Origin of the sequence: Hoylesella buccalis ATCC 35310, from assembly GCF_000177075.1 — a bacterium.
Lineage (GTDB): Bacteria > Bacteroidota > Bacteroidia > Bacteroidales > Bacteroidaceae > Prevotella > Prevotella buccalis.
Genome location: NZ_ADEG01000016.1, coordinates 1 through 23,820, shown reverse-complemented (window position 1 = coordinate 23,820; position 23,820 = coordinate 1). Strand labels below are relative to the sequence as shown.

The 23,820-nt window shown below is 43.0% G+C and carries 21 protein-coding genes and 1 tRNA gene; 10 read left to right on the top strand and 12 right to left on the bottom strand.

Features of this window, described 5'->3' with window-relative positions; translation table 11 throughout:
- Positions 1–105 precede the first annotated feature (105 nt).
- Positions 106–1,854 carry a phospho-sugar mutase gene (locus tag HMPREF0650_RS01360; protein ID WP_004347703.1) on the top strand — a complete coding sequence of 583 codons (1,749 nt, stop codon included), beginning with the start codon at positions 106–108 and terminating at the stop codon, positions 1,852–1,854.
- A gap of 232 nt (positions 1,855–2,086) precedes the next feature.
- Here the strand turns inward: HMPREF0650_RS01360 and HMPREF0650_RS01355 are convergent, their stop codons facing one another.
- The 11 genes from HMPREF0650_RS01355 to dinB form a co-directional block, all read right to left on the bottom strand.
- Positions 2,087–2,527 (bottom strand): Fur family transcriptional regulator, encoded by a 441-nt coding sequence (locus HMPREF0650_RS01355; protein ID WP_040562038.1) that lies wholly within the window; start codon positions 2,525–2,527, stop codon positions 2,087–2,089.
- Positions 2,528–2,639: 112 nt separating this feature from the next.
- The gene (gene hisS / locus HMPREF0650_RS01350; protein WP_004347699.1) at positions 2,640–4,013 is read right to left on the bottom strand and encodes a histidine--tRNA ligase; all 1,374 of its coding nucleotides are present in this window, start codon (positions 4,011–4,013) and stop codon (positions 2,640–2,642) included.
- 18 nt (positions 4,014–4,031) lie between these two features.
- Positions 4,032–5,306, bottom strand: coding sequence for an adenylosuccinate synthase (locus HMPREF0650_RS01345; RefSeq protein ID WP_004347698.1), 1,275 nt, complete (start codon positions 5,304–5,306; stop codon positions 4,032–4,034).
- A 1-nt stretch (position 5,307) separates the two neighbouring features.
- A complete protein-coding gene (locus HMPREF0650_RS01340; protein ID WP_004347697.1) occupies positions 5,308–5,793 on the bottom strand; it encodes a Fur family transcriptional regulator in 486 nt (161 codons plus the stop codon).
- Positions 5,794–5,866: 73 nt separating this feature from the next.
- Complete coding sequence (locus HMPREF0650_RS01335; RefSeq protein ID WP_004347695.1) at positions 5,867–6,475, bottom strand: DNA alkylation repair protein; 609 nt, start codon at positions 6,473–6,475, stop codon at positions 5,867–5,869.
- Positions 6,468–8,441 carry a dipeptidyl-peptidase 3 family protein gene (locus tag HMPREF0650_RS01330; protein WP_004347693.1) on the bottom strand — a complete coding sequence of 658 codons (1,974 nt, stop codon included), beginning with the start codon at positions 8,439–8,441 and terminating at the stop codon, positions 6,468–6,470. Before HMPREF0650_RS01330 ends, HMPREF0650_RS01335 begins: the two co-directional genes overlap by 8 nt.
- An 18-nt stretch (positions 8,442–8,459) precedes the next feature.
- Entirely contained in the window at positions 8,460–8,942 is a 483-nt protein-coding gene (locus HMPREF0650_RS01325; protein ID WP_040562060.1) for a helix-turn-helix domain-containing protein, read from the bottom strand.
- Between the two features lie 535 nt (positions 8,943–9,477).
- The gene (locus tag HMPREF0650_RS13305; RefSeq protein ID WP_004347690.1) at positions 9,478–9,651 is read right to left on the bottom strand and encodes a hypothetical protein; all 174 of its coding nucleotides are present in this window, start codon (positions 9,649–9,651) and stop codon (positions 9,478–9,480) included.
- A 36-nt stretch (positions 9,652–9,687) separates the two neighbouring features.
- Positions 9,688–10,665 (bottom strand): Gfo/Idh/MocA family protein, encoded by a 978-nt coding sequence (locus HMPREF0650_RS01315; RefSeq protein WP_004347689.1) that lies wholly within the window; start codon positions 10,663–10,665, stop codon positions 9,688–9,690.
- 31 nt (positions 10,666–10,696) lie between these two features.
- A complete protein-coding gene (pyk, locus tag HMPREF0650_RS01310) occupies positions 10,697–12,163 on the bottom strand; it encodes a pyruvate kinase (RefSeq protein ID WP_004347687.1) in 1,467 nt (488 codons plus the stop codon).
- A gap of 218 nt (positions 12,164–12,381) precedes the next feature.
- Positions 12,382–13,470: a DNA polymerase IV gene (gene dinB / locus HMPREF0650_RS01305; protein ID WP_040562059.1), complete on the bottom strand. Its 1,089-nt coding sequence runs from the start codon at positions 13,468–13,470 to the stop codon at positions 12,382–12,384.
- Positions 13,471–13,642: 172 nt separating this feature from the next.
- Here dinB and HMPREF0650_RS01300 point away from each other — a divergent pair, with 172 nt between their 5' ends.
- The 4 genes from HMPREF0650_RS01300 to HMPREF0650_RS01285 all read left to right on the top strand — a co-directional run bounded on the left by HMPREF0650_RS01300 (position 13,643) and on the right by HMPREF0650_RS01285 (position 17,749).
- On the top strand, positions 13,643–14,050 hold the full coding sequence (locus HMPREF0650_RS01300) for a DUF4332 domain-containing protein (RefSeq protein ID WP_004347685.1): 408 nt from the start codon (positions 13,643–13,645) through the stop codon (positions 14,048–14,050).
- A gap of 493 nt (positions 14,051–14,543) precedes the next feature.
- Positions 14,544–14,822 (top strand): HU family DNA-binding protein, encoded by a 279-nt coding sequence (locus tag HMPREF0650_RS01295; RefSeq protein WP_004347684.1) that lies wholly within the window; start codon positions 14,544–14,546, stop codon positions 14,820–14,822.
- Between the two features lie 289 nt (positions 14,823–15,111).
- Positions 15,112–16,686: an Rne/Rng family ribonuclease gene (locus tag HMPREF0650_RS01290; RefSeq protein WP_004347683.1), complete on the top strand. Its 1,575-nt coding sequence runs from the start codon at positions 15,112–15,114 to the stop codon at positions 16,684–16,686.
- 97 nt (positions 16,687–16,783) lie between these two features.
- A complete protein-coding gene (locus HMPREF0650_RS01285) occupies positions 16,784–17,749 on the top strand; it encodes a C10 family peptidase (RefSeq protein ID WP_040562032.1) in 966 nt (321 codons plus the stop codon).
- 230 nt (positions 17,750–17,979) lie between these two features.
- Here HMPREF0650_RS01285 and HMPREF0650_RS01280 read toward each other — a convergent pair whose 3' ends face one another.
- On the bottom strand, positions 17,980–20,292 hold the full coding sequence (locus HMPREF0650_RS01280; RefSeq protein ID WP_040562030.1) for a penicillin-binding protein 1A: 2,313 nt from the start codon (positions 20,290–20,292) through the stop codon (positions 17,980–17,982).
- Between the two features lie 121 nt (positions 20,293–20,413).
- Here HMPREF0650_RS01280 and pyrB point away from each other — a divergent pair, with 121 nt between their 5' ends.
- From pyrB to HMPREF0650_RS12960, 5 genes are all read left to right on the top strand, one after another.
- Positions 20,414–21,361: an aspartate carbamoyltransferase gene (pyrB, locus tag HMPREF0650_RS01275; RefSeq protein ID WP_004347679.1), complete on the top strand. Its 948-nt coding sequence runs from the start codon at positions 20,414–20,416 to the stop codon at positions 21,359–21,361.
- A gap of 28 nt (positions 21,362–21,389) precedes the next feature.
- Positions 21,390–21,845 (top strand): aspartate carbamoyltransferase regulatory subunit, encoded by a 456-nt coding sequence (pyrI, locus tag HMPREF0650_RS01270; RefSeq protein WP_004347677.1) that lies wholly within the window; start codon positions 21,390–21,392, stop codon positions 21,843–21,845.
- Between the two features lie 119 nt (positions 21,846–21,964).
- Positions 21,965–23,245, top strand: coding sequence for a serine hydroxymethyltransferase (gene glyA / locus HMPREF0650_RS01265; RefSeq protein WP_004347676.1), 1,281 nt, complete (start codon positions 21,965–21,967; stop codon positions 23,243–23,245).
- 161 nt (positions 23,246–23,406) lie between these two features.
- Positions 23,407–23,604: a FeoB-associated Cys-rich membrane protein gene (locus tag HMPREF0650_RS13215; RefSeq protein ID WP_081454830.1), complete on the top strand. Its 198-nt coding sequence runs from the start codon at positions 23,407–23,409 to the stop codon at positions 23,602–23,604.
- Between the two features lie 60 nt (positions 23,605–23,664).
- Positions 23,665–23,735: transfer RNA gene (locus HMPREF0650_RS12960), tRNA-Cys, on the top strand.
- Positions 23,736–23,820: the final 85 nt, after the last annotated feature.

Here is a 23,820-nt window from a genome sequence, read left to right as displayed (position 1 = left end):
GCAAGCTCTTTGCAAATGTACAAAAAAACGCTTAATGCCAGAAAATTCTCATTTAAAATTACTATCTTTGTCAAACAATACGTATAACTTAAACAGCATAAAGATATGGCAAACAATGCAGAACTGATTGCCCAGTGTGAACAGAAGGCAAAACAATGGTTGACTCCCGCATTTGATGAGGAGACCCAGAGAGAAGTGAAAGCAAAGATTGAAGCTGAAGACAAGACAGACTTGATCGATTCTTTCTACAAAGATTTAGAGTTTGGAACAGGTGGACTTCGTGGTATCATGGGTGCCGGAAGCAACCGTATGAACATCTACACGGTGGGCATGGCTACCCAAGGATTTGCCAATTACCTGAAGAAAAACTTCCAGGATCGTAACGACATATCCGTTGTCGTGTGCCATGATTGCCGCAACAACAGTCGTAAATTCGCCGAAAGTGTCGCCGATATCTTTACGGCCAATGGCATCAAGGTATATTTGTTCGACGACATGCGACCTACACCCGAGTGTTCATTCGCTATCAGGCATCTTGGTTGCCAAGCTGGTGTGAACATTACAGCCAGTCACAACCCAAAAGAGTACAATGGATACAAGGCTTATTGGGAAGACGGCGCACAAGTGTTGGCTCCACACGACATGGGAATCATCAATGAAGTGAACAAGGTGAAGGTAGAAGACGTTAAGTTTGAAGGTAACAAACAGCTGCTTCAAATCATCGGAGAGGACATCGATCAGGCTTATCTCGACGCAGTTAAGACCGTTAGCATCGACCCGGAATTGATTAAACGCCAACACGATTTGAAAATCGTTTATACGCCTTTGCACGGCACTGGTATGAAGATGATTCCGCGCTCACTTAAATATTGGGGCTTCGACAACGTGCATTGCGTTAAGGAACAGATGGTAAAGGATGGCAACTTCCCTACCGTTGTTTCTCCAAACCCTGAAAATGGCGAAGCATTGACATTGGCTTTGCGCGATGCAAAAGAACTAGACGCCGACATCGTGATGGCCAGTGACCCTGATGCCGACCGCGTTGGCATGGCATGCAAGAACGACAAGGGCGAGTGGATCTTGATAAACGGGAACCAAACATGCTTGATTTTCCTCTATTACATCATCACCAACCGCAAGAACATGGGCCTGTTGAAGCCAACAGACTACATCGTTAAGACCATCGTGACCACAGAGGTGATTCGGAAAGTTGCCGAGAAGAACAACATTGAGATGATTGATTGCTACACTGGTTTCAAGTGGATTGCTCGTGAAATACGCATTGCTGATTCCGGCAAGAAATACATCGGCGGCGGCGAAGAGAGCTATGGCTTCATGGCTGCCGACTTTGTTCGCGACAAGGATGCAGTGAGCGCCATGTGTCTCTTGGCTGAAATTTGCGCGTACGCCAAAGATCAAGGTAAGACACTTTACGATCTTCTCATGGACATCTATCTGGAATACGGCTTCTCCAAGGAGTTTACCGTCAATGTAGTGCGTCCTGGAAAGACTGGTGCAGACGAAATCAAGGCCATGATGGAGGACTTCAGAAAGAATCCGCCGACAGAGCTTGGAGGCTCAAAGGTCGTTATTTGGAAAGACTACCAGACGCTTGAACAGCGTGATATTAATGGAAATATTTCCAAACTTGACATGCCTGACACCAGCAATGTGCTACAGTGGTTCTGCGATGATGGCACCAAGGTGAGCGTTCGCCCATCGGGAACGGAGCCTAAGATCAAGTTTTATCTGGAGGTAAAAGGCACGATGAAATGTGCCGGATGCTATGAACGTTGCGATGCAGAGGCCAATGAAAAAATCAATGCCATCAAGAAAAGTCTGCATCTTGAGTAAACCAAGAAACGAATTGAGCTTCCTTCATTGGCGGCTCAATTTGTTGCTTCATATTCTATGTCATTGAGTGCGACAACCAAAGTCAAAGAGTTTAGCGGTTAAAGTCAAAGAGTTTGACCGCCAAAGTCAATGAGTTTAGACAGCAAACCCATAGAGATTAGCATCCAATCTCTATGGGTTTATATTTAACTATCATTCAGATAGTTACGAATTTAGATTATGTCGTTTTTTATTAATTAGAATGTTCTGCAATCTCCTTCTGCGCACATTCAGTGCAGATGCCTTTGTAGTATAGCTGAATCTCATCAACAATATTTCCGTGAATATTTCTATTCTGAACAAGTTTCGGTGCATCTTCTTCTGGCATATCTATCACCCTTTTGCATTTCTTACAATAAAAATGTACATGGGGCTCTACACAACCATCGTAACACACACGATGCTCGTCAATGGTTATCATTTGAGCAGCTTGATGTTCTGAAAATAAACGCAGCGTATTATAAACGGTAGTCTTACTTAGGGTTGGAATTTTGGGACACAAACCTTTATAAACATCCTCCACTGTTGGATGGGTATGATTTTCCATCAGGAACTCCATGATGGCCAACCGCTGTGCTGAAGGATGCACTCCAGCTTCGATTAACTTATTATATGCTTTGTTTTCTGATGTCATATTCGTACATTTTTTGAAAGTGCAAAGATACAAAAATCAATACAATTACAAGCATAAGAACAAAAAAGAATGGTGAAATCTTGCGGACTTCACCATTCTTCTGTTATAAATCTTACTTTCTTTGTTCAGAAAAGACATCCATAAAGTCAGAAATAGGAACTAATATTTGTTCTCCTGTTTCCATGTTTTTGATCGTTATCTTATTTTCCTGCATCTCGTTTTCACCAGCCATGGCCACGAATGCGATTTGCTTTGCATTAGCATAACTCATCTGCTTCTTCATTTTAACCGCATCTGGGTACATCTCTGCGCTGACTCCATGACTGCGAGCCTCATTGACCAAAGGCAAACAATAGGCCGTCTCTTTTTCGCCAAAATTGATGAAAAGAATTTGAGTAGAATTGGTTGTTTCTTTTGGATACAAGTCTAAAGCATTTAATACATCATAGATACGATCGGCACCAAACGAGATTCCTACTCCACTCAATCCTGGCTTGCCAAAAATACCCGTCAAGTTATCGTAACGACCACCACCTGTAATGCTGCCAATAGAAACATCCTTAGCCTTTACTTCAAAAATGGCACCAGTGTAATAATTAAGGCCTCGCGCCAAAGTCAAATCAAGTTCTATCTCGTTATTAAGCTGCATTGGTTTCAACACATCTAAGATATAGGCAACTTCTTCCACACCCTTCAGTCCTACCTGGCTGTCTTTCAGCACGTTTTTGATGACGTTGAGCTTTTCATCATTTGTTCCTTGAAGGGATATGATGGGTTGCAACTTCTCGATGGCGTCTGGAGAGATACCGGCGTTTGCCAACTCTTGGTTGACATTTTCAAGACCTATCTTGTCCAATTTGTCGATGGCAACTGTGATGTCTACTATTTTATCCGCAGCACCTATCATCTCAGCAATACCCGAAAGTATCTTTCTGTTATTGATTTTGATGATTACCCGCACGCCAAACCTTTGGAACACCTCATCAACAATTTGCATCAATTCAACCTCATTGAGCAAGGAATCTGATCCCACCACGTCGGCATCGCACTGATAAAACTCTCGATATCGGCCCTTTTGAGGTCGATCGGCACGCCAAACAGGTTGAATTTGGTAACGCTTAAAAGGGAATTGAAGTTCATCATGATGCATGACAACATAGCGAGCGAATGGTACAGTCAAGTCGTACCGTAGTCCTTTCTCACAAAGTTGCGATGCAAGTTTCAACGTATTTCTTTCCACAAGTTCTTTGTCGTCAACCTTACGCAGGAAGTCACCCGAATTAAGAACCTTAAAAAGCAGCTTGTCTCCTTCCTCACCGTACTTGCCCATCAGGGTTTGAAGAGTTTCTATAGCTGGGGTTTCTATTTGTTGATAACCATAAAGCGAATAAACGTCTTCAATAGTCTTGAATATGTAATTGCGCTTAGACATCTCCATAGGCGAGAAGTCTCTAGTCCCTTTGACGATAGTTGGTTTGTTAGTCATTTAATTTCTCTTTTGTCATTAGTTTCTTACAATCGTTTGATTACGATCAGGTCCGATTGAAACAATCTTGATTGGTGTTTCCAAAAACTCTTCCAAGAACTTGATATAATCTTTGAATTGCTGTGGAAATTCTTCCTCATTGGTCATTTTTGTTAAGTCAGTGTGCCAGCCTTGTAGCTCTTGGTAAATTGGCTTCACTCCTTCAAGGTCATAAGGAAGTTCCTTCGTCTGTGTGCCATCCTTCAGTTCATAACCAACGCATGCTTTAATCACCTTGAATTGATCCAGCACATCACTCTTCATTAAAATAAGGTGAGTCACACCGTTGACCATGATTGAATAACGTAATTGAACCAAATCTACCCATCCACAACGACGCTCTCTTCCTGTTACAGCGCCATATTCATGGCCGATGTCACGAAGTTTCTTGCCATCCTCGTCGAACAATTCGGTTGGAAAGGGGCCTGATCCTACACGTGTACAATAAGCCTTCATGATGCCATAGACGTTTCCAATCTTGTTGGGACCTAAGCCAAGACCGATACATGCCCCGGCACAAATGGTATTGGAAGACGTTACAAACGGATAACTGCCAAAATCAATATCCAGCATGGTACCCTGCGCCCCTTCGCACAAGATGCTTTTCTGCTCACGAAGAAGATGATTGATCTCATGTTCGCTGTCAACAATTTTAAATTGTTTGAGGTACTCTATACCTTCCATCCAATGCTTTTCCGTTTCTTCCAAATCGAAATCTGTAAAGTGAAGAGCCTTCAACATGTCCAAATGACGCGCCTTATGAGCCTCATATTTTTCCTGAAAGTTGTCAAGGATGTCTCCTACCCGCAAACCATTTCTCGACGTTTTGTCAGTGTATGTCGGACCAATGCCTTTACCTGTTGTTCCAACCTTGCCCTTTCCTCGTGCGGCTTCGTATGCCCTATCCAGCACTCTATGCGTAGGCATGATGAGATGAGCCTTCTTGGAGATATGAATACGGCTTTTCAATTCGTGGCCACTCTTCTCCAGTTCTTTAGCTTCGTCCATGAATAGATCAGGTGCGAGCACTACCCCATTACCGATGATATTGATCTTTCCCCCTTGAAAGATTCCAGAAGGAATGCTACGAAGAACATATTTTTGGCCCTCGAACTCCAATGTATGGCCTGCATTTGGGCCTCCTTGGAACCTGGCAACTACATCATATTTTGGTGTAAGCACGTCGACTACTTTGCCTTTTCCTTCGTCACCCCACTGCAAACCAAGCAGGACATCAACTTTACCTTTATTCATTTTATCTTATGTTTTTAGTTTTTTCTTTATTCATTTTCTTACGTGTTATCAGCGCTTGACAGGTACTACAAACCCCATAGATATACAGTGTGAATCCATCTTTCTTGAATCTTCTCAGTTTGGTTTCATTCACAGCCTCGACAATTGCCGGGGAGTTAACCTCCGAGACTTTGCCACAAACCGTGCAAATCTGATGGCAATGATCCTTATTGTCATAGCACGACTCATACACCGTGCCACCTTGCAGGCGATGACAAATCACAAATCGCAGTTTTCTAAACAATCTTAAATTGTTATAGAGGGTAGCCCTACTAACTCTAAAGTTATGCTCGATGAGATATTCATCCAACTCCTCCAAAGAGAAATGTCCCCTGATGCTATAAACAGCATCAAGGATAGCATACCTCTCTGGCGTTCTTCGAAGGTTGTTTGTTACAAGATAATCATCTAGAAGCTGTTTAACAGCATTTCTGATATCTTTTTTCATTTCCCGAACATTATAACTCTACAAAGTTACAATATTTCCTTGAAATATAGGTAATGTATGACTATATAAATCTTCACAATTGTAAATTCAACCTCTCTTCGGCCATGTTACGAAAATCTTCACCAAGCTCTGCGAATTTATTCACACAATTCAACGCGGCATGTCGAACGCCCAAGTTGTCACTATTGAGCGCAAGGGCCACTTCATCCATGAATTCGTTAATCCTATTTCCGTGGGGATTTTCTCCCTTCATAAAGAGTCTTGAGAGAATAAGATAGCCACACATCCGCACAATTTCTCCGTTGGATTTCATCCATTCGAAAGACAAATCAGCCGCATGGTGCAGGTGTTGGAACAAATTAAAACATGCGATTTCAGCCAAGTCTTGCGAATTGATATCCCCTACCCATTGCTTTGCGAGTGTCTCATCCATTTCTTCGGGCGGCATGATGAGAGTCGCCAGAATCTTGCATTCACGGATATTCTCTTGCCATAATACAACAGCAAGATCGTGATTCTTACCATACTGTTGAGCCATTTTTTGCAAGTCAGGCAGCGACACCCCCCAGTTTATCTTATAGTCCACCCCTTTCTGACGCATGGACTGTGATGCAACGCCGTTCATCAAGAGTCTGAATGAACGTTTGATTTCCCTTACTGTTTCGTTAATATCTTCATTCATCCGATTCTGATGTTTTAGAATACCTCATCATTTGATGAGCATACGATTCCGTATAATCAAGTTGTATGTCAACGATGTTCCCCTGATCATCATACTGAGGCTTCATCCAGGGATTGATAAATCCTTTGTAGGGAGCAATGTCTAGTTTTTGATAACGACTTAACACCTCTCTGTGCAAATCTGCGTCTATGTCAATGGCGTATCTCTCAACGATTGCCCTCGCGGCTTCAAAGTCACCTTCACTCTTGATTCGCTGAATCTCAGCCAACAGCTTGGCAAACAGCTGTCTCAGTTTCTGATAATCATTGATTTGAACGAAATGACGAACAGCGCCATCTTCAGCAACGCCCTGCTTTTCTATTATCGCAACCTCACCGTCGGCGTGCGCCAACACCCATCGCGCAATGAGGGCGCGATTACGCATGTGAGCTTCCTCTATTTGATGCCCTTCCTTGATTCTGACCATCTGTGTCAACAAGCCATTCATCATGTAGGTATAGTATTGAGATTTGTAGGCATCTGCATTTGGCATCAATCCCAACTCAATGAGCTTCTCGTCTGCGATGTAATAAAGTCCAAACAAGTCGGCCCTGGCTTCCTCAATGGTGTCACCATAAGCACCCAAAGCATCACCGGCAACAACCGGCAACAACCGTCCACTGCCATGTCCTAAGCATTCATGCAGATCAGTATGCAAATCATCACAAAGATCTCCATAACGGTTAATCAACCCCAGCGTTTCGTCATCGATCACAAACTCCTCATGCAGACCATTTCCTCGGGCCACATGATTGTAAGCTTCCGTGAGATTTCCGATTGTAACGCTCTTGGAACCATACCTGGCTCGAATCCATTCTGCGTTCGGCAGATTGATTCCTATGGCCGACGATGGATATTCATCGCCACCCAACATGGCTGCGCAAATGACATGAGCGGTCACACCTTTCACCTTTTCTTTCTTGAAACGCTTTTCTACCGGTGAGTGGTCTTCAAACCATTGTGCATTTTTACTGATGAGTTGGGTGCGCTTGGTAGCCTCTAAATCCTTGTATTCTACAAGCCCTTCCCAGGAACCTTTCAATCCCAACGGATCGCCATATACCTCTATAAAACCATTGATGAAGTCTACTTGTCCATCTTGTTCCTTCAACCACTCTATGGAGTATTCGTCGAACAACTTCAAGTCACCCGTTTCATAATATCGTATCAACAGCGAGATTATCATCTTTTGCTGTTCGTTTTCGGCAAATTCTCGTGCCTTGCCCAACCAGTAAACTATTCGTTTCAACTCCTTTTGGTACAGGCAGTTGGTCGTGTATGGTATCTCTTTGATGACACCATCCTCTTTCACCAACTTGGTATTCAGTCCATAAGAAACAGGCTCATCATCCGAAGGCTGTTTTTGGGCAGCGTAAAATTGCTCAACTTCCTCTTGACTAACGCCATCATAATAATTGCAAGCCGATGTCAACACCAAATCTTCTCCATCTGTCTTGTTGACACGCTTGGGCAAGATGTCGGGATTAAACATCACCGGAACAAGTTCATCAAGCAGCTCTTGCACCGTTTGACGGGATGACAATGGTAGGCATGAGGCATCTATCCCGGACACTACTTTTCTAAAAAAGCCTTCTGAAAATTCTGGAATCATCTTTTCACTGCCGTAGTGATGATAGATGCCGTTTGAGAACCAAATCCTCTTCAGATAGATTTCCAGATTCTTGAAGTCATCACTATCTCTCGAGCCAGAATATTCTTCATACACTGCCTCAAGCACCTTTCTTATCTTCAAGTTGTACTTGCCAAACTGGTCGGTCGTGATATCTCTTCCTGCCAATGTGGCTTTTGCTAAAAAATAGATATAAATCTTTTGTTTGAGCGTCAAGTTCTCAAACCCTTTCAGACGATACCTTAGCATTTGCAAATCTGCAAATCGTTCGTCTGAATATTTAAATTCATGTGTCATTCAGCGACAATAGGATTGTTACTTCTTTTTCTTCTTCGAACCAGATTTCTTTTTTCCCTTCTTCGGAGCCGATGCATCTGGTGGAAGCATGGCCAGGTGCTGCATCTTGTAGTCGCGAGGTGTACAGCCATTCAATTTATAAAAAGACGCATAGAAGGATTGTCGATTTGAAAAGCCTACCATATCTGATATCTCTTCCATATTCAAATCGTGATACCGTTTATCCGTCAGCACTGCCATAGCCTCTTCAATACGATACTTGTTGACAAATGATGTGTAGTTCATGTGAAAACGCACATTGACGACAGCCGAAATGTACCGCGTGTTAGTACCCAAGTCCTCTGCCAGTTTCTTTGCCGAATAATTCTTGTCTTTGTATTTCTTTTGGATGAGAATAACATCCAAAATTTTTTCCTGCAGCTCGTCCATCAATTCAGGGCTGACTAGAGAACGGTAGGCAGCATCCTTATCCTTTTTCTTAACAATGTTGTATTTTGCCATATCACCCAAATTAAAAAAATCCGAAACTGTTCTTTGTTTTGCAAATATATGCATATTTTTTCATTTCATCAAGTTTTTCAATAAAAATTTGATAAGATTTTACGATAAAAAAAGTTTTTTCCGACATTCACCATCGGGTGCGCGTGTAAATGATTAATAATGACGCATAAAGAAGATACCTAAGTACTTATATTTTGTGTGAAGAAAATGCTGTTTAGCAGAAATGAACAAAACTGCCGTGTTTTTGACGAATGGATTGTCAGCATTCATGACATTGTATAACGGTTTAGATGAGTGGGTATGATTTGCGTCTAAAAAAGCCGTCATTTCAATCAGAAAAGTTAACTTATTTCCGATAAAATATGGTCTACCCAGCATGTAAAAATATAGAGTGATGGTAGAGATTTAAGTTTGAAAATCAATCTCTATGACTTTATCCCCCTAACCCATTGAGATTGAAGGGCAAACCCATTGAGATTGGTGTCCAAACTCAATGAGTTTGGACACAAGGGGCAAAAGATTAATATAGTTAATGCTATTTCGTGTTCGGCTTATCGCCTTTTTTCAAAATCGTGATACCCTCTTCTTTTTCAGTAATCTTGATGAGTTTCTCGTAAGCGTAATTGCGAAGTCGCTCATATTCAAGTGCTTCTTCCAATTCCTTGATGCGTTGGCGATATTCGCTCTCTGTCAAATTTTTCTGTTTCATGATTTGTAGATATTCTTCTGGGACGGCCCATAGAATCTATTTATTAAATAAGGTATAGTCTCGCAATTGATCGATTACTTTCATCACTTGGTGAGAAATTTGCAAGTAATGCTTCATTTCATCAACCTGATGGGCGTGATAAATATCACGAAAATGCTCGAATTCAAAAGCCAACCGATGCTTTTTTGGCTGAATGTTGATGGTTTGCGATTTACCGTCCTTGCACAGTTCCAATTCAGACAGCGTACTGACGGGGCCTGTGACGACTATGCGACCCTCGTCACCCTGTATAGCTCCAAACGAATATCCGTCACAATCTTTAGCACCAATACAGGTGGCCACGAAATCAGGATAGGCCAAAATGGCTACTCCAGAGGTGTCAATCTTGTTATGTCCCACATTGGGATGATATTCCACACCCGTGGGTTCGCCAAACAATGACACTACAAAATTGATGTTGTAGACGTTGATGTCCATCAAAGCCCCACCATGGCATGCCGTATCAAATGCAGGCGTTAGCTGGTGATTTAAATACAAATCGTACCTGCTGGAGCGCTGACTGTAATTGCACGTTATCAATTTGATACGTCCCAGTTGCGCCAGTAACTCGTCTTTTATCAATCGATAATGGGGCATGTGCAACAGGGTAACGGCTTCGAATATATACAAATTGTCAGCTGATGCCAACTGCATCAACTCTTCTAATTCAGCAACAGACGAACAGCTGGGTTTTTCGATGATGACATTTTTCTTGGCCAGCAACGCACGTCGCGCATAGTCTGCGTGTGCATGGTTGGCTACGGCCACGTAAACGAAATCGATGTCACTGTTGCGGAGCATGGCATCATAATCGTTGTAGACCTCTTTAATATGAAACAAAGCAGCCAACCGCTCTGCCTTTGAAAGACTTTGCGGTCGGCTGCAAATGGCCTGAATCGTGATACCACTGATTTCTTGGACAACGGGAATCATTTCGTTGACGATTTTACCCGTTCCAATAATTCCGATGTTCATTTCATTTTTGTTCAAAGTTTGCCACGGTTGCTTATCGCTTCGCTTCTGTTTCGTCCTTCACATAGTGTGGAAGATGGAACTCGTAGGAGTTATCAAATACCTGCCCTACTTTATTGATTTCTAGCAAAGTGGTACCACCGTTCTTCCCGAAGCTGCCGCTGAGGTAGGCAATTTTATCCTCTGGTTTGATATATCCCTTTTGACGAAGCATCCTAAGGGCTGCCGTAAAGAGGTATTCAGAACTGGTATGTTCTTTTTGGTAAATAGGGATAATTCCATAACTCAAATTCAACAATCGTTGCGTTTTCTCTCTATAACAGATGGCTAAGATAGGTGTGGCACCACGGAAAGACGACAACGTGCGAGCCGTTTGCCCCGTCTCGCTGGCCGTGATGATGCCCTTCACGCCCAGTCGACGGGTAGATTCAATGGCTGAATGTGCCAAGAATTCCCGTTGGGTTTCATAATCATGAGCCATGGGATCGATGGTTGTTTCCCATGTTCTGTCGGCTTCGGCCTGCTCAGCTATGCGTGCCATAGTCTGAACAGCCTCTACAGGATATCGCCCAGATGCCGTTTCGCCACTGAGCATCAATGCATCTGTCCGAGAATAGATGGCGTTGGCAATATCGGTTACTTCGGCTCTCGTTGGTCGCGGATTGTTAATCATGGTGTGAAGCATCTGCGTGGCCACGATGACTGGCTTTTTCTTCATGACGCATTTGCGAATGATTTGGCGCTGAATGCCAGGTATTTCCTCGATGGGAACCTCGATACCCAGGTCACCGCGGGCAATCATGATGCCATAAGAGGCATCGATAATCTCATCGATGTTATCAACTCCTTCTTGATTTTCTATCTTTGAAATGATTTTGATGTCGCTGTGATGTTCGTCAAGGATGTCTTGCACGGCTTTTACATCCTGCGCATTACGAACAAAAGAATGCGCAATGAAGTCAATATCCTGCTCGATGGCAAAGAGAATGTTGTGTTTGTCTTTCTCGGTAAGTGCAGGTAAGTCGATGTGTCTGCCTGGTATATTCACACTTTTATGAGCCCCGAGTACGCCGTCGTTCATCACTTGTGCCACCACCATCGGCCCGATAATGTCGATCACTCTCATGTCCAGCGCTCCATCATCGATTAAGATATCGTTGCCAACTTTCAAATCTTTTGCAATATCAGCATACGAAACGTTAATGATGTCGTGTGTGCTATCTACGTCCGGCCTACCGAAAATCTTTACAACCTCACCTGTTTTGTACAGCAGGGGTTCAGCTACGTTCGTGGTTCTCACTTCCGGTCCCTTGGTATCAATCAACAATGCCAGGTTTGAAGAAACTGCACGAGCATTTTTGATGACTCCTTTCATCCCCTCAATAGTGGCGTGAGCAGTATTCATACGCACGACATTCATACCTGCGAAAAACAATTTTCGCAAAAACTCCTCACTGCAATTTCGATCACTGATCGAACATACTATCTTTGTTTGTTTCATGATGATGATGATTCATTTGATGTATGACCTGCACAAAAAAGAAGGTTCAGGCCAAATCATCAATGCAAATATTGCTTTTTTATTCTATGCAAAATTACGAAAGATATCTGATACATCCAAATGATTTCAAGTTTTTCAAAGCCCCATTCTTGCGGGTTTAGCACACAATATAAAATTTAACACGAGATGGTGTTCATAGTTATGAGAAAGATTCTTTATTAGGCATCTTGAAAGCCATCTATCCATCCTTCTTCCCATAGTATTTCCTTTTCACCCTTATCGTCCGCATGAGGGTTGTTGACAGACAGTCCCATCAGCCTGATAGCTCGATGGGAGTAATCCACTTCACGCAACAAACTCTTTGCCAGAGGCAGTATTTGGTCTTTGGTCTGCAAACAATGTTCTACCGTTGCGCTTCTGGTTATTTGCGTAAAATCATCAAACTTGATTTTCAAGGTCAGTGTCTTGCCTTCAAAATCCGCCTCTTTGATTCGTTCAATCAGTTCCAACACCGTGTGGTAAAGTTCAATCAAGACAGCCGAGCGCAGGGTGAGATCTTCCTGAAATGTACGTTCGCAGCCAACGGATTTGCGAATCCAATGGCTGATGACGGGCCGTTCATCATCGCCTCTGGCATCATGATAGTAGACACTGCCCATCTTACCAAACACGTCAATCAAATGTTGTTCAGAAACATGGCGCAATTGTTCGCCCGTAAAAACTCCCATTTTATGCATTAGTTGAGCTGTTTTAGGTCCGATGCCCCAAAACTTCTCTATCTTCAATTGACCAATAAAATCGTACGCTTCTTCATGACTAATCTCAAACAATCCATCAGGTTTTCGATAATCAGAAGCTATCTTGGCCAGAAATTTATTGAAGGACACGCCGGCAGAAGCAGTCAAATGAGTGGTTTCTCGTATCTTCTTTTTTATTTCAAGGGCGATGGTCCGCGAATCAACAATATCCTTTTTATTATCTGTTACGTCCAAAAATGCCTCATCTAAAGATATGGGTTCGATGATGTCTGTGTACTCACGAAAGATTTCACGAACCTGTATGGAAACCTCGTGGTACACCTCTCCTCTGTGTGGCACAATGATCAATTGCGGACACAGACGCTTGGCTTTGCACATGGCCATGGCCGAGTGCACGCCAAACTTGCGCGCCTCGTAACTTGCCGTGCTCACTACCCCACGCGGTCCGTCGTGACCTACCGCGACCGGTTTGCCTCTTAATTCGGGATGGTCACGCTGTTCTACCGAAGCGTAGAAAGCATCCATATCAATATGGATTATTTTTCTCATCATGCAAATCTACACATTTATTATATATTGCACAAGAACAACGCATGAAAGCTCACAATAATGACTCGTAAATTCTAACAAAATACAGCTGGAAATATTTTGATATCTAGGTATTTATCGTTAACTTTGGCGATACGAAAAGAAACCTTTCATAAACTAATTTTAAACAAAGATGACTTACAAGATTATTGACATCGAGGGAATCGGCAACGTAAATGCAAAAAAACTTGTTGAAGCAGGTATCAATACAGTGGATGATTTACTGCAAAAGGCAAAAAATCCTGCCGGCCGTAAAACCCTAGAAGAAACTACAGGGATAAGTGGTAAAAGTATTCTGAAGTGGACAAACCATGCTGACTTGATGCGCATTAACGGTGTAGGTCCACAGTTCTCTGAACTTTTGGAAGCCGCTGGTGTTGACACGGTGAAGGAACTGAAACACCGGGTAGCAGAGAATTTACAGCAAAAACTTGAAGAAATTAATAATAAGAGAAACTTGGTAAACCACGTACCCTCAGTTTCAGAAGTTCAGAAAATGATTGATCAGGCCAAAGAATTACCAGCAATCATGGAATACTAATTCCGCCTATTCGGCAGAATATCTTCAACATGGCACTGCATTTCATGCTGTTCATCTACAGCATGAGTGCTTTTTCTGCCCTATGTGGTCTATTGTCATCAGGTGAAGGTCAGCCACCAAAAAGATTTCAAAATCGCATTTAATATCCTTGAAAAACATGTTTCGAATTACAAGTTATTCTCACATCTCCACAATCTTAGGATAATGCAATGAACAGAGAACATGGATATGATGATAAAGCTTGTGACATAAAACGGGGAAAAACAGTAGCCCATTTTCCATAGCACAAAGGTAGATTCACAAAGGTGAAATGGGCATATTTTCTTAATGTAGATATATAAGTTCTTGGATAAGAACTACTTCTGAACTATTTTTATGAAGTATTTTGGCAAAAATAACTAAATATATTTCTCTATCACGCAAAAAACAACTATATTTGCAAATCAAAATCGAGGTACAAGATAAAAAATAACAACAAATAACAATAAATACAATGACGAAAGCAGATATCATCAACGAAATTTCAATGTCTACCGGCTTGCAGAAAAAAGAAGTAGCAGCTGTGGTAGAATGCTTCATGAGTACTGTAAAGGATAGCCTTCTCGAGAAAAGAGAAAATGTTTATTTGAGAGGTTTTGGTAGCTTTATTATCAAGCACAGAGCGGCAAAGACTGCCAGAAACATTCAAAAGAATACCACAATTACAATTGATGCACACGATTTGCCCAGCTTTAAACCATCAAAGAGCTTCATCAATGCGATGAAAGCGTAAGGCAACTTTTAAGTTGAGAATTATCCAATTGGTATTCTACATCTATTAATATAGATAATTTAGTACAAAACATATTATTTTTAAACATTTAAAATTATGCCAAACGGTAAGAAAAAGAAGGGCCACAAGATGGCTACGCACAAGCGTAAAAAAAGATTAAGAAAGAATAGACATAAGAGCAAATAACATTGCTTGATAGTCTATATAGACAGTGGGGCGCGTCAAAAAGTCCTATGAAGGATATTTGGCACGCCCTTTTTTGATGTAACTAAGCAAAGTAAGAAGAGAAATGACCAGCGAAGTTGTTATTGACGTCCAGGAGAAAGACATTGCCACGGCACTGTTAGAGGATAAGCGTCTGGTTGAATACCAGAACGAACCGCGCTCTGCAACTTTCTCTGTTGGAAATGTCTACATTGCAAAGGTTAAAAAACTTATGCCAGGTTTGAATGCCTGTTTTGTGGATGTAGGATATGAAAGAGACGCTTTTCTTCACTATCTTGACTTAGGGAGCCAATTTAATTCGTATGCGAAGTACTTAAAACAAGTACAAAGTGACAGAAAAAAACTTTATCCATTTGCCAAAGCTTCACATCTGCCAGACCTCCAAAAAGACGGTAGCGTTCAGTCGACACTGACCTTAGGGCAAGAAATATTGGTGCAAATTGTTAAAGAACCTATTTCAACCAAAGGTCCACGACTAACTGCTGAGTTATCTTTTGCAGGTCGCTTTTTAGTTTTGATCCCCTTTGGTGACAAAGTTTCCGTTTCTTCAAAAATCAAAAACGGTGAGGAACGCGCCAGGTTGAAACAACTCGTCCGCAGCATTAAGCCTAAAAACTGCGGCGTCATCGTACGCACGGTGGCAGAAGGAAAAAGAGTTGCTGAGTTGGATGGCGAAATGAAAGTGTTGACAAAGCGTTGGCAAGATGCGATTGTCAAAGTACAGAAAACCCAAAAACGACCTCAACTAGTATATGAAGAAGCGGTACGAGCAATCGCTTTATTAAGAGATATATTTAACCCAAGCTTCGAGAATATTTATATTAATGATGAAGAAGCATTTAGGCAGGTTAAAGACTATGTCACGTTAATTGCCCCGAGCAAGTCGGGCATTGTGAAGCGGTACACGGGCAAAGTGCCTATCTTTGATAATTTCAACATCACAAAACAAATTAAGTCTAGCTTCGGTAAGACCATCAACTACAAGCATGGTGCCTATCTTATCATTGAGCATACCGAGGCCCTTCATGTTGTGGATGTAAATAGTGGGAACCGAACACGAAAAGAAAATGACCAAGAAGCAAATGCGCTTGAAGTAAACCTTGGGGCAGCAGACGAATTGGCACGGCAGCTCAGGCTGCGTGACATGGGAGGCATTATCGTTGTTGATTTTATCGACATGCATCTTGCTGAAGACCGACAGATGCTCTACGAGCGCATGTGTAAGAACATGCAAAGTGATCGTGCACGTCACAACATTCTCCCACTGAGCAAGTTTGGATTGATGCAAATCACTAGACAGCGTGTAAGACCTGTGATGGATGTCAATGTTGACGAAACATGCCCCACGTGTAATGGCACAGGTAAAATTAAGTCTAGTATTTTATTTACCGATCAACTTGAAAGAAAAATTGACAAACTAGTCAACAAAATAGGAATTAAACGGTTCACTCTCCACGTTCATCCGTATGTAGCCGCATATATCAATCAAGGAGTGTTCTCCCTGAAACGTAAGTGGCAGATGAAGTATGGACTTGGAGTTAACGTCATCCCTTCACAAAAATTAGCTTTCTTGCAATATGAATTCTACAATTCAAAAAAGCAGTTTATTGATATGAAGGAAGAGATAGAAACAAAGTAAACTTTCTGATACAACGGGGATGAGCATGCCACAAGCGTGTCCATCCCTGTTTTTTTATTATTTACCATACAGCATATTCTACAAAAATACACTGTACATGATGAAAAAGAAATCCCTACTCACATTGATTTCATGTTGCCTGCTCATGGGCATCCATGCGAAAGAAATGTCGCAATATGAATGCTTCAGCCTCATGAAGGGCAAAATAAAGCCATCGGTGGCGCCCATGCTCAAGACAACCTGGGGACAGAATGCACCCTATAATCTACAATGTCCGCTGGCTCCTGGCAAGAACGTACACTGCAAGACGGGCTGCGTGGCTACTGCCATGGCACAGGTTATGAAATATTACGGCTATCCAGCGCGCGGACAAGGCAATGTGAGCTACGCATACAAGGGTGGCGACGGACTGACACATATCGTTGAAACCGACTTCAGTAAAAGCACCTACGACTGGGAGAAGATGAAAGATGCTTACACATACGGTGACAACAGCTCGGAAGAGGAGAAACAAGCAGTGGCAAAACTCATGGCCGACTGTGGTGCTGCCGTGAAAATGGATTATGGACAAGACTACAGCGGCGCTTATGACATGGATGTGGCACAGGCCCTGAAAGTGCATTTTGCTTACGACGAAGCTGTGACCTACCTGTCAACATTCCTCAACGAAGTAAATGACAGCACATGGTACACCACGCTGTACCAGCAACTTTCAGACGGCATGCCGGTCATCTACGGAGGAAGTTCGCCTTACGCGCAACATTGCTTCGTCATCGACGGCTACGACGAAAAGGGCAATTTCCATGTGGTATACGGACTGGGAGACGGAGATGGATTTGTGAATCTCAAAAAGATATCCTATCAGAACCAGTCGATGACATTCAATATCAAGCCACGGAAGGTGTCCAACGCAGTGGACAAACACCTCGCAGACAGCCGCACGCCTAAGGAGAAGGCACGCTACCGACTAGACGGAACCAGAATCAGCAGGCCGCAGCTGGGCATCAACATCATCGTGATGGATGATGGAACAGTGCGCAAAGAGATAATAACAGCGCCTTAACATGTTTTCCATTGCTGTCTGCTAAAACTTCGTTTGACTATGAAAAAAACAGGAGGTTGCATCTTAATCGTTTATATAATGCACCCTCTCCTATCCCCTGTAAATTTCTACTGAGCCAAAAGATTATTATCTTTACTAGATTATCGTAATTTTGCAACTTTATTCGCGCGTTGTTGAATTTGAGAATCGATAGTATGTTTACGGCAACATCTATGACTTCAACTCATCTATTATTCGTAAACCTCGTCAATACCAAACTCATCTACGTCCTTATCATCTCTGGCGCACGGATTATAGCCTTCAGGAAGCCCAAATGAAGCATCTGGTTTATATCCTAACGAAGCATCTTTATAAACTCTTTTCATGAAGTTAGCCCATATTGGCAAAGCCATGGTTGCCCCCTGCCCCATCCTCATTGAGTCAAAATGAATGTCGCGGTCTTCACCGCCTACCCAACATCCACTCACTAATTGTGGCGTGAAGCCCATGAACCAGGCATCAGAATTACGGTTTGTAGTACCCGTTTTCGCTCCTATCTCTCCATCGATGTTGTACTTGAAACGCAATCGACCTGCTGTTCCTCTGTCGACAACTTCTTGCAGAAGAACCAACATTTTGTTGGCACTCTCCGCACTGATTACTTCGCTCATACGAGGCTGAAAAGTAGCCAGCACATTCCCTTCATTGTCTTCTATTTTAGAAACAAACATCGGAGCAGTACGGATGCCGTGGTTGGCAAATGTGGTGTATGCGCTGACCATTTCTCCAACAGAAACTTCACAAGATCCTAAACAAAGTGCCATGGAGGGATGAATGTCTGGATTTTGAATGCCAAAGTCGTGGAGCATACTCACAAACAGCTGTGGGTTCAAACGGCTCATTAAGTATGCCGATATCCAGTTGTTTGAGTTGGCCAGGCCCCATTTCAACGTCACCATCGAGCCATATCGCCTCCTGCTGGTGTTTCTTGGTGTCCAAGGCTTGCCCGCCACCATGTAGGTTCTCTGCACGTTAGGGGCTTGGTCGCAAGGAGAAAAACCGTTTTCCATGGCCAAGGAATACAGAAAAGGCTTGATGGTTGACCCTACTTGCCGGCGTCCGTTCATCACCATGTCATACATGAAGTGATTGTAGTCAAGTCCACCCACGTATGCCTTCACATGACCCGTTTGCGGATCCATGCTCATGAAGCCCGCCCGCAGGAAAGACTTGTAATAACGGATAGAATCCATTGGCGTCATTGTCGTATCCACATCGCCATGATAGGTAAACACCGCCATGTCGACAGGTGTGTTGAATGACTTCTTGATTTCTTCGTCAGAGGCTCCCGAGGCTTTCAACACCCTATAGCGTTCACTTCCCATCATAGACCTATTCAAGATAGATCTGATTTCTTTCGGTGTCAGTGCTTTGGTAAAAGGTGCGTTGGGGCGTTTGGCTTTTTCTTTGTTAAAAGCTGGTTGCAAGAACTTAGCCACATGGTTATAAACAGCCTGTTCAGCATATAGCTGCATACGTGAATCTATGGTGGTAAACACTTTCAGACCATCCGTGTAGACATTATAAGGTTTGCCGTTTCTCTTAAAATTCTTATTGCACCATCCATAAAGGGGATCTGTATCCCATGCGATGGAATCGAAGACAAATTGATTCTGGTTCCAGGATGGATAATCAGAACGATCTGGACGCGAGGCCATCATATATTGGCGCAGGAATTCACGGAAGTAGGTAGCCAATCCATTCTTGTGATCTGTACGGTGAAAGTTCAGCTTCAACTTTTCATCTGCGTACTGGTGATATTCTGCTTTCGAAAGATAGCCGGCCTTCTGCATTTGCCCGAGCACGACATTACGACGTTCGGTACAACGTTCAGGATAACGAACGGGATTATAAAGAGACGGATTCTTACAAAGGCCGATGAGCATGGCCGACTCTGTGACTGTCAAGTCCTTGGGTTCTTTGTTGAAATATGTATTTGCAGCAGTTTTAATTCCTACTGCATTGTGAAGAAAATCAAAATAATTAAGGTATAAAGTGATGATTTCTTCCTTGGTGTAATTTCGCTCCAACTTCACCGCGATGACCCATTCAATGGGCTTTTGCAACATTCGTTCCAATGTACTTCGTGCCGTTTCCGAATATAGCTGTTTAGCCAATTGTTGGGTTATAGTTGAGCCGCCTCCAGCATTCTCTTGTCCTAATATCCCACGTTTGATGATAGCGCGCCCCAATGCAAAAAAGTCAATTCCCGAATGTTCATAGAATCGCTCATCCTCTGTTGCAACCAAGGCATGAACCAGATGTGGAGAAATCTTAGAATAAGGTATGACTATGCGGTTTTCCTTGTTAAAGTTCCAGGTACCCAGCACTTTGCCATCTGCCGAATAAACCTGGGTTGCAAAACGACTGATAGGGTTTTGAAGGTCTTCTACTTCAGGCATATAGCCTATCCACCCATTCCATATCGCGATAAACGCAATCAGAATGACGCAAAATACTGCGATCAAAGTTTTCCAAAGGAAATGAACAAATGCCTTTCTCATTCTCCGCAATACATATATATATTATTGATGCAAAAATACAACTTTTCTTTTAATTATCTCTCGTAAATAAAAATTAATAGCTAACTTAGCCGTCAATTCCAAAACATATCAAGTATACAAAATGGAAAAACGTCATTTTATCACCATTGCCGACCTCACTAAAGATGAGCTGATGTATCTGTTAGCCATGGCCGAGCAATTTGAAATGCATCCCAACCGCGAACTATTAAAAGGTAAGGTCGTAGCCACACTTTTCTATGAACCATCAACCAGGACCCGCCTTAGCTTTGAAACGGCTGCCAACAGACTTGGAGCACGTGTCATAGGCTTTTCAGACGCAAAGGCTTCCAGTGTATCCAAAGGCGAAACTCTCAAGGACACCATACTCATGGTTTCCAACTATGCCGACCTCATCGTGATGCGCCATTACATCGAAGGTGCTGCTCAATATGCCAGTGAAGTGGCTCCCGTTCCTATCATCAATGCCGGTGACGGCGCTCACATGCACCCTTCACAGTGTTTGTTGGATCTCTACTCCATCTACAAGACACAAGGGACGCTCGAGAACTTGAACATATATCTGGTGGGTGATCTGAAGTATGGCCGCACGGTGCATTCACTCATCATGGCGATGCGACACTTCAACCCCACCTTCCATTTCATTGCTCCTAACGAACTGTCCATGCCTATGGAGTACAAACTCTATTGTCAAGAGAACGGCATCAAGTATCAAGAGCACACCGCCTTTAACAACAGGGTGCTGGCAGACGCCGACATACTATATATGACACGTGTACAGAAAGAACGTTTCTCTGACTTGATGGAATACGAACATGTGAAAAACGTGTACATCCTGCGCAACGACATGCTCAAAAACGTTAAGGACAACCTCAAGATACTTCATCCACTACCACGTGTCAACGAAATTGCTTACGACGTGGATGACAATCCGCATGCCTATTACATTCAACAAGCACAGAACGGACTCTATGCCAGACAAGCCATTTTCAGTCATTGTTTAGGCATCACACTTGAAGACATCAAGCAAGATAAAACAATTATCAAATAAGTTGTAATACAACAATAATATTCTGATTATGAATAAGAAAGAGCGTTTAGTTGCAGCAATAGAGAATGGTACCGTTATTGATCATATTCCTGCGGGCAAAACATACCAAGTTGTCAATCTGCTGAAACTCCAATCATTAGGCACACCAGTTACCATTGGCAACAATTTTGTCTCCAAAAAGATTGGAAAGAAAGGAATCATCAAGGTCTCCGACAAGTTCTTCTCTGACGAAGAGATCAGCCGACTCTCCGTGGTAGCCCCGAAAATAGTTCTCAACATCATCAAAGATTACGAAGTAGTGGAGAAGAAAACCGTTGAGACACCGAACGAATTGCGCGGTATCGTGAAATGCAACAACCCCATGTGCATCACCAACAACGAGCCCATGCAAACCGTATTCCATGTGGTAGACAAGACACATGGTCTACTGAAATGTCACTATTGTGATAAAGAACAAGACATTAATAAAGTAGAACTCTGCTGAATCCTGTCCTGTCAAACTCACTAAAACAATCAATAATAGACCAAAAAAAACAAACAGAATGCTGTGAATTGCAGATTATTCTAAATGAAACATCTTTACTTAAACCAAATTAAAAAATCATGGAAAAAGATCAAGAACTTTTTAATCTCATTGAGCAAGAGCATCAACGCCAGCTCAAAGGAATGGAACTTATCGCCTCAGAGAACTTTGTCAGCGACGAAGTGATGCAGGCCATGGGATCGTATCTAACAAACAAATACGCCGAAGGCCTTCCCGGAAAGCGTTATTATGGCGGTTGCCAAATCGTTGACCAGGTAGAGAATCTGGCGATGGCACGTGTCAAAAAACTCTTCGGAGCCGAGTTTGCTAACGTACAACCACACTCCGGCGCACAAGCAAATGCCGCAGTTTTGCTGGCCGTATTGAAGCCTGGCGATACATTCATGGGACTTAACCTCGATCATGGCGGCCATTTGTCACACGGAAGCAGTGTTAACACATCCGGCATCCTCTATCATCCCATTGGCTATAACCTGAATAAGGAAACGGGCCGCATAGACTATGATGAGATGGAACAGCTGGCTCACCAACACCATCCGAAACTGATTATTGGAGGTGGCTCAGCTTACAGCCGCGAGTGGGACTATCAGCGTATGCGCAAGATTGCTGACGAAGTAGGAGCTTTACTCATGGTTGATATGGCTCACCCAGCAGGATTGATTGCCGCCGGATTGCTGAACAATCCCGTCAAATATGCACACATCGTCACCAGCACCACGCACAAAACGCTCCGTGGTCCACGCGGTGGCATCATTTTGATGGGTAAAGACTTTGAAAACCCATGGGGTCTGACCACTAAGAAAGGTGATGTCAAGATGATGTCGCAGCTGCTCAACAGTGCTGTATTCCCTGGAACGCAGGGCGGTCCTCTTGAACATGTCATTGCAGCCAAGGCTGTTGGCTTCGGCGAAAACCTGAAACCGTCATGGAAAGAGTATGCACTGCAGGTTAAAAAGAATGCGGCTGTATTGGCCGACGCACTCACACAACGTGGTTTCAGCATCGTAAGTGGCGGAACAGACAACCACTCGATGTTAGTTGACCTTCGCTCAAAATATCCCGAACTGACGGGTAAAGTGGCCGAAAACGCACTCGTTGCTGCCGACATCACCGTCAACAAGAACATGGTACCCTACGACACACGTTCGGCATTCCAAACCAGTGGCATCCGTCTTGGCACCGCAGCTATGACGACACGAGGTGCGAAAGAAGACATCATGCTTCTCGTTGCCGGACTCATCGAAGAGGTATTGAACGCACCTGATGATGAAAAGGTCATAGCAAACGTGAGACAGAAAGTCAACGAAACGATGAAGAACTATCCCCTCTTTGCTTATTAAGAGGCGTCACTAGGCTATTAACAGCCACCGAATCCTTTCCATGTCTGAAAGAAGAAAGCTTCCGAAGCATGGAAAGGGTTCGGGTTGATTCAGTATCTTGCTCATCCAATCAGCATAGAATGTTGATAGCTGGTTCATCAATAAAACCATAAAAACTCAATATGACACACGTTGTTCAATACACTATTCTCATTGTCATCCTCATCGCGGCTGTAGCTTATGCAGGACGAAGAATATACCTGACATGGCGACACAGCAACGACAAATGCTACGGATGCAAAGGATGTGCATTGCATGACCAAATACTGAAAAAACAAGCGTCAGCCCATCGAAAGCCCGCGTGTTATGAGAAAAAGTGAGACAAATGTTTGGAAGAACAAATTATTTACCTTATCTTTGCACTCGCAAAAATCAATCAGGGTACCTTGGCCGATCGGTTAGGTAACGGTCTGCAAAACCGTGTAGGGCAGTTCGACTCTGCCAGGTACCTCACAAATCAACGAATCACAATCTTTTCACGCTCGAAGAGATTGTGATTTTTTCGTTTATGCCCATATATGCACCCAACTTTCAGT

Bases quoted from the DNA above. Each gene is read 5' to 3' on its own strand.
- HMPREF0650_RS01340 (WP_004347697.1), bottom strand. From the start codon at position 5,793: ATGAAAAAAGATATCAGAAATGCTGTTAAACAGCTTCTAGATGATTAT.
- HMPREF0650_RS01295 (WP_004347684.1), top strand. From the start codon at position 14,544: ATGACGAAAGCAGATATCATCAACGAAATTTCAATGTCTACCGGCTTG.
- dinB (WP_040562059.1), bottom strand. From the start codon at position 13,470: ATGAGAAAAATAATCCATATTGATATGGATGCTTTCTACGCTTCGGTA.
- HMPREF0650_RS13305 (WP_004347690.1), bottom strand. From the start codon at position 9,651: ATGAAACAGAAAAATTTGACAGAGAGCGAATATCGCCAACGCATCAAG.
- HMPREF0650_RS13215 (WP_081454830.1), top strand. From the start codon at position 23,407: ATGACACACGTTGTTCAATACACTATTCTCATTGTCATCCTCATCGCG.
- HMPREF0650_RS01315 (WP_004347689.1), bottom strand. From the start codon at position 10,665: ATGAACATCGGAATTATTGGAACGGGTAAAATCGTCAACGAAATGATT.
- HMPREF0650_RS01345 (WP_004347698.1), bottom strand. From the start codon at position 5,306: ATGAATAAAGGTAAAGTTGATGTCCTGCTTGGTTTGCAGTGGGGTGAC.
- HMPREF0650_RS01290 (WP_004347683.1), top strand. From the start codon at position 15,112: ATGACCAGCGAAGTTGTTATTGACGTCCAGGAGAAAGACATTGCCACG.
- HMPREF0650_RS01355 (WP_040562038.1), bottom strand. From the start codon at position 2,527: ATGACATCAGAAAACAAAGCATATAATAAGTTAATCGAAGCTGGAGTG.
- pyk (WP_004347687.1), bottom strand. From the start codon at position 12,163: ATGAAACAAACAAAGATAGTATGTTCGATCAGTGATCGAAATTGCAGT.
- pyrB (WP_004347679.1), top strand. From the start codon at position 20,414: ATGGAAAAACGTCATTTTATCACCATTGCCGACCTCACTAAAGATGAG.
- glyA (WP_004347676.1), top strand. From the start codon at position 21,965: ATGGAAAAAGATCAAGAACTTTTTAATCTCATTGAGCAAGAGCATCAA.
- HMPREF0650_RS01360 (WP_004347703.1), top strand. From the start codon at position 106: ATGGCAAACAATGCAGAACTGATTGCCCAGTGTGAACAGAAGGCAAAA.
- HMPREF0650_RS01280 (WP_040562030.1), bottom strand. From the start codon at position 20,292: ATGAGAAAGGCATTTGTTCATTTCCTTTGGAAAACTTTGATCGCAGTA.
- HMPREF0650_RS01335 (WP_004347695.1), bottom strand. From the start codon at position 6,475: ATGAATGAAGATATTAACGAAACAGTAAGGGAAATCAAACGTTCATTC.
- hisS (WP_004347699.1), bottom strand. From the start codon at position 4,013: ATGACTAACAAACCAACTATCGTCAAAGGGACTAGAGACTTCTCGCCT.
- HMPREF0650_RS01330 (WP_004347693.1), bottom strand. From the start codon at position 8,441: ATGACACATGAATTTAAATATTCAGACGAACGATTTGCAGATTTGCAA.
- HMPREF0650_RS01325 (WP_040562060.1), bottom strand. From the start codon at position 8,942: ATGGCAAAATACAACATTGTTAAGAAAAAGGATAAGGATGCTGCCTAC.
- HMPREF0650_RS01285 (WP_040562032.1), top strand. From the start codon at position 16,784: ATGATGAAAAAGAAATCCCTACTCACATTGATTTCATGTTGCCTGCTC.
- HMPREF0650_RS01300 (WP_004347685.1), top strand. From the start codon at position 13,643: ATGACTTACAAGATTATTGACATCGAGGGAATCGGCAACGTAAATGCA.
- pyrI (WP_004347677.1), top strand. From the start codon at position 21,390: ATGAATAAGAAAGAGCGTTTAGTTGCAGCAATAGAGAATGGTACCGTT.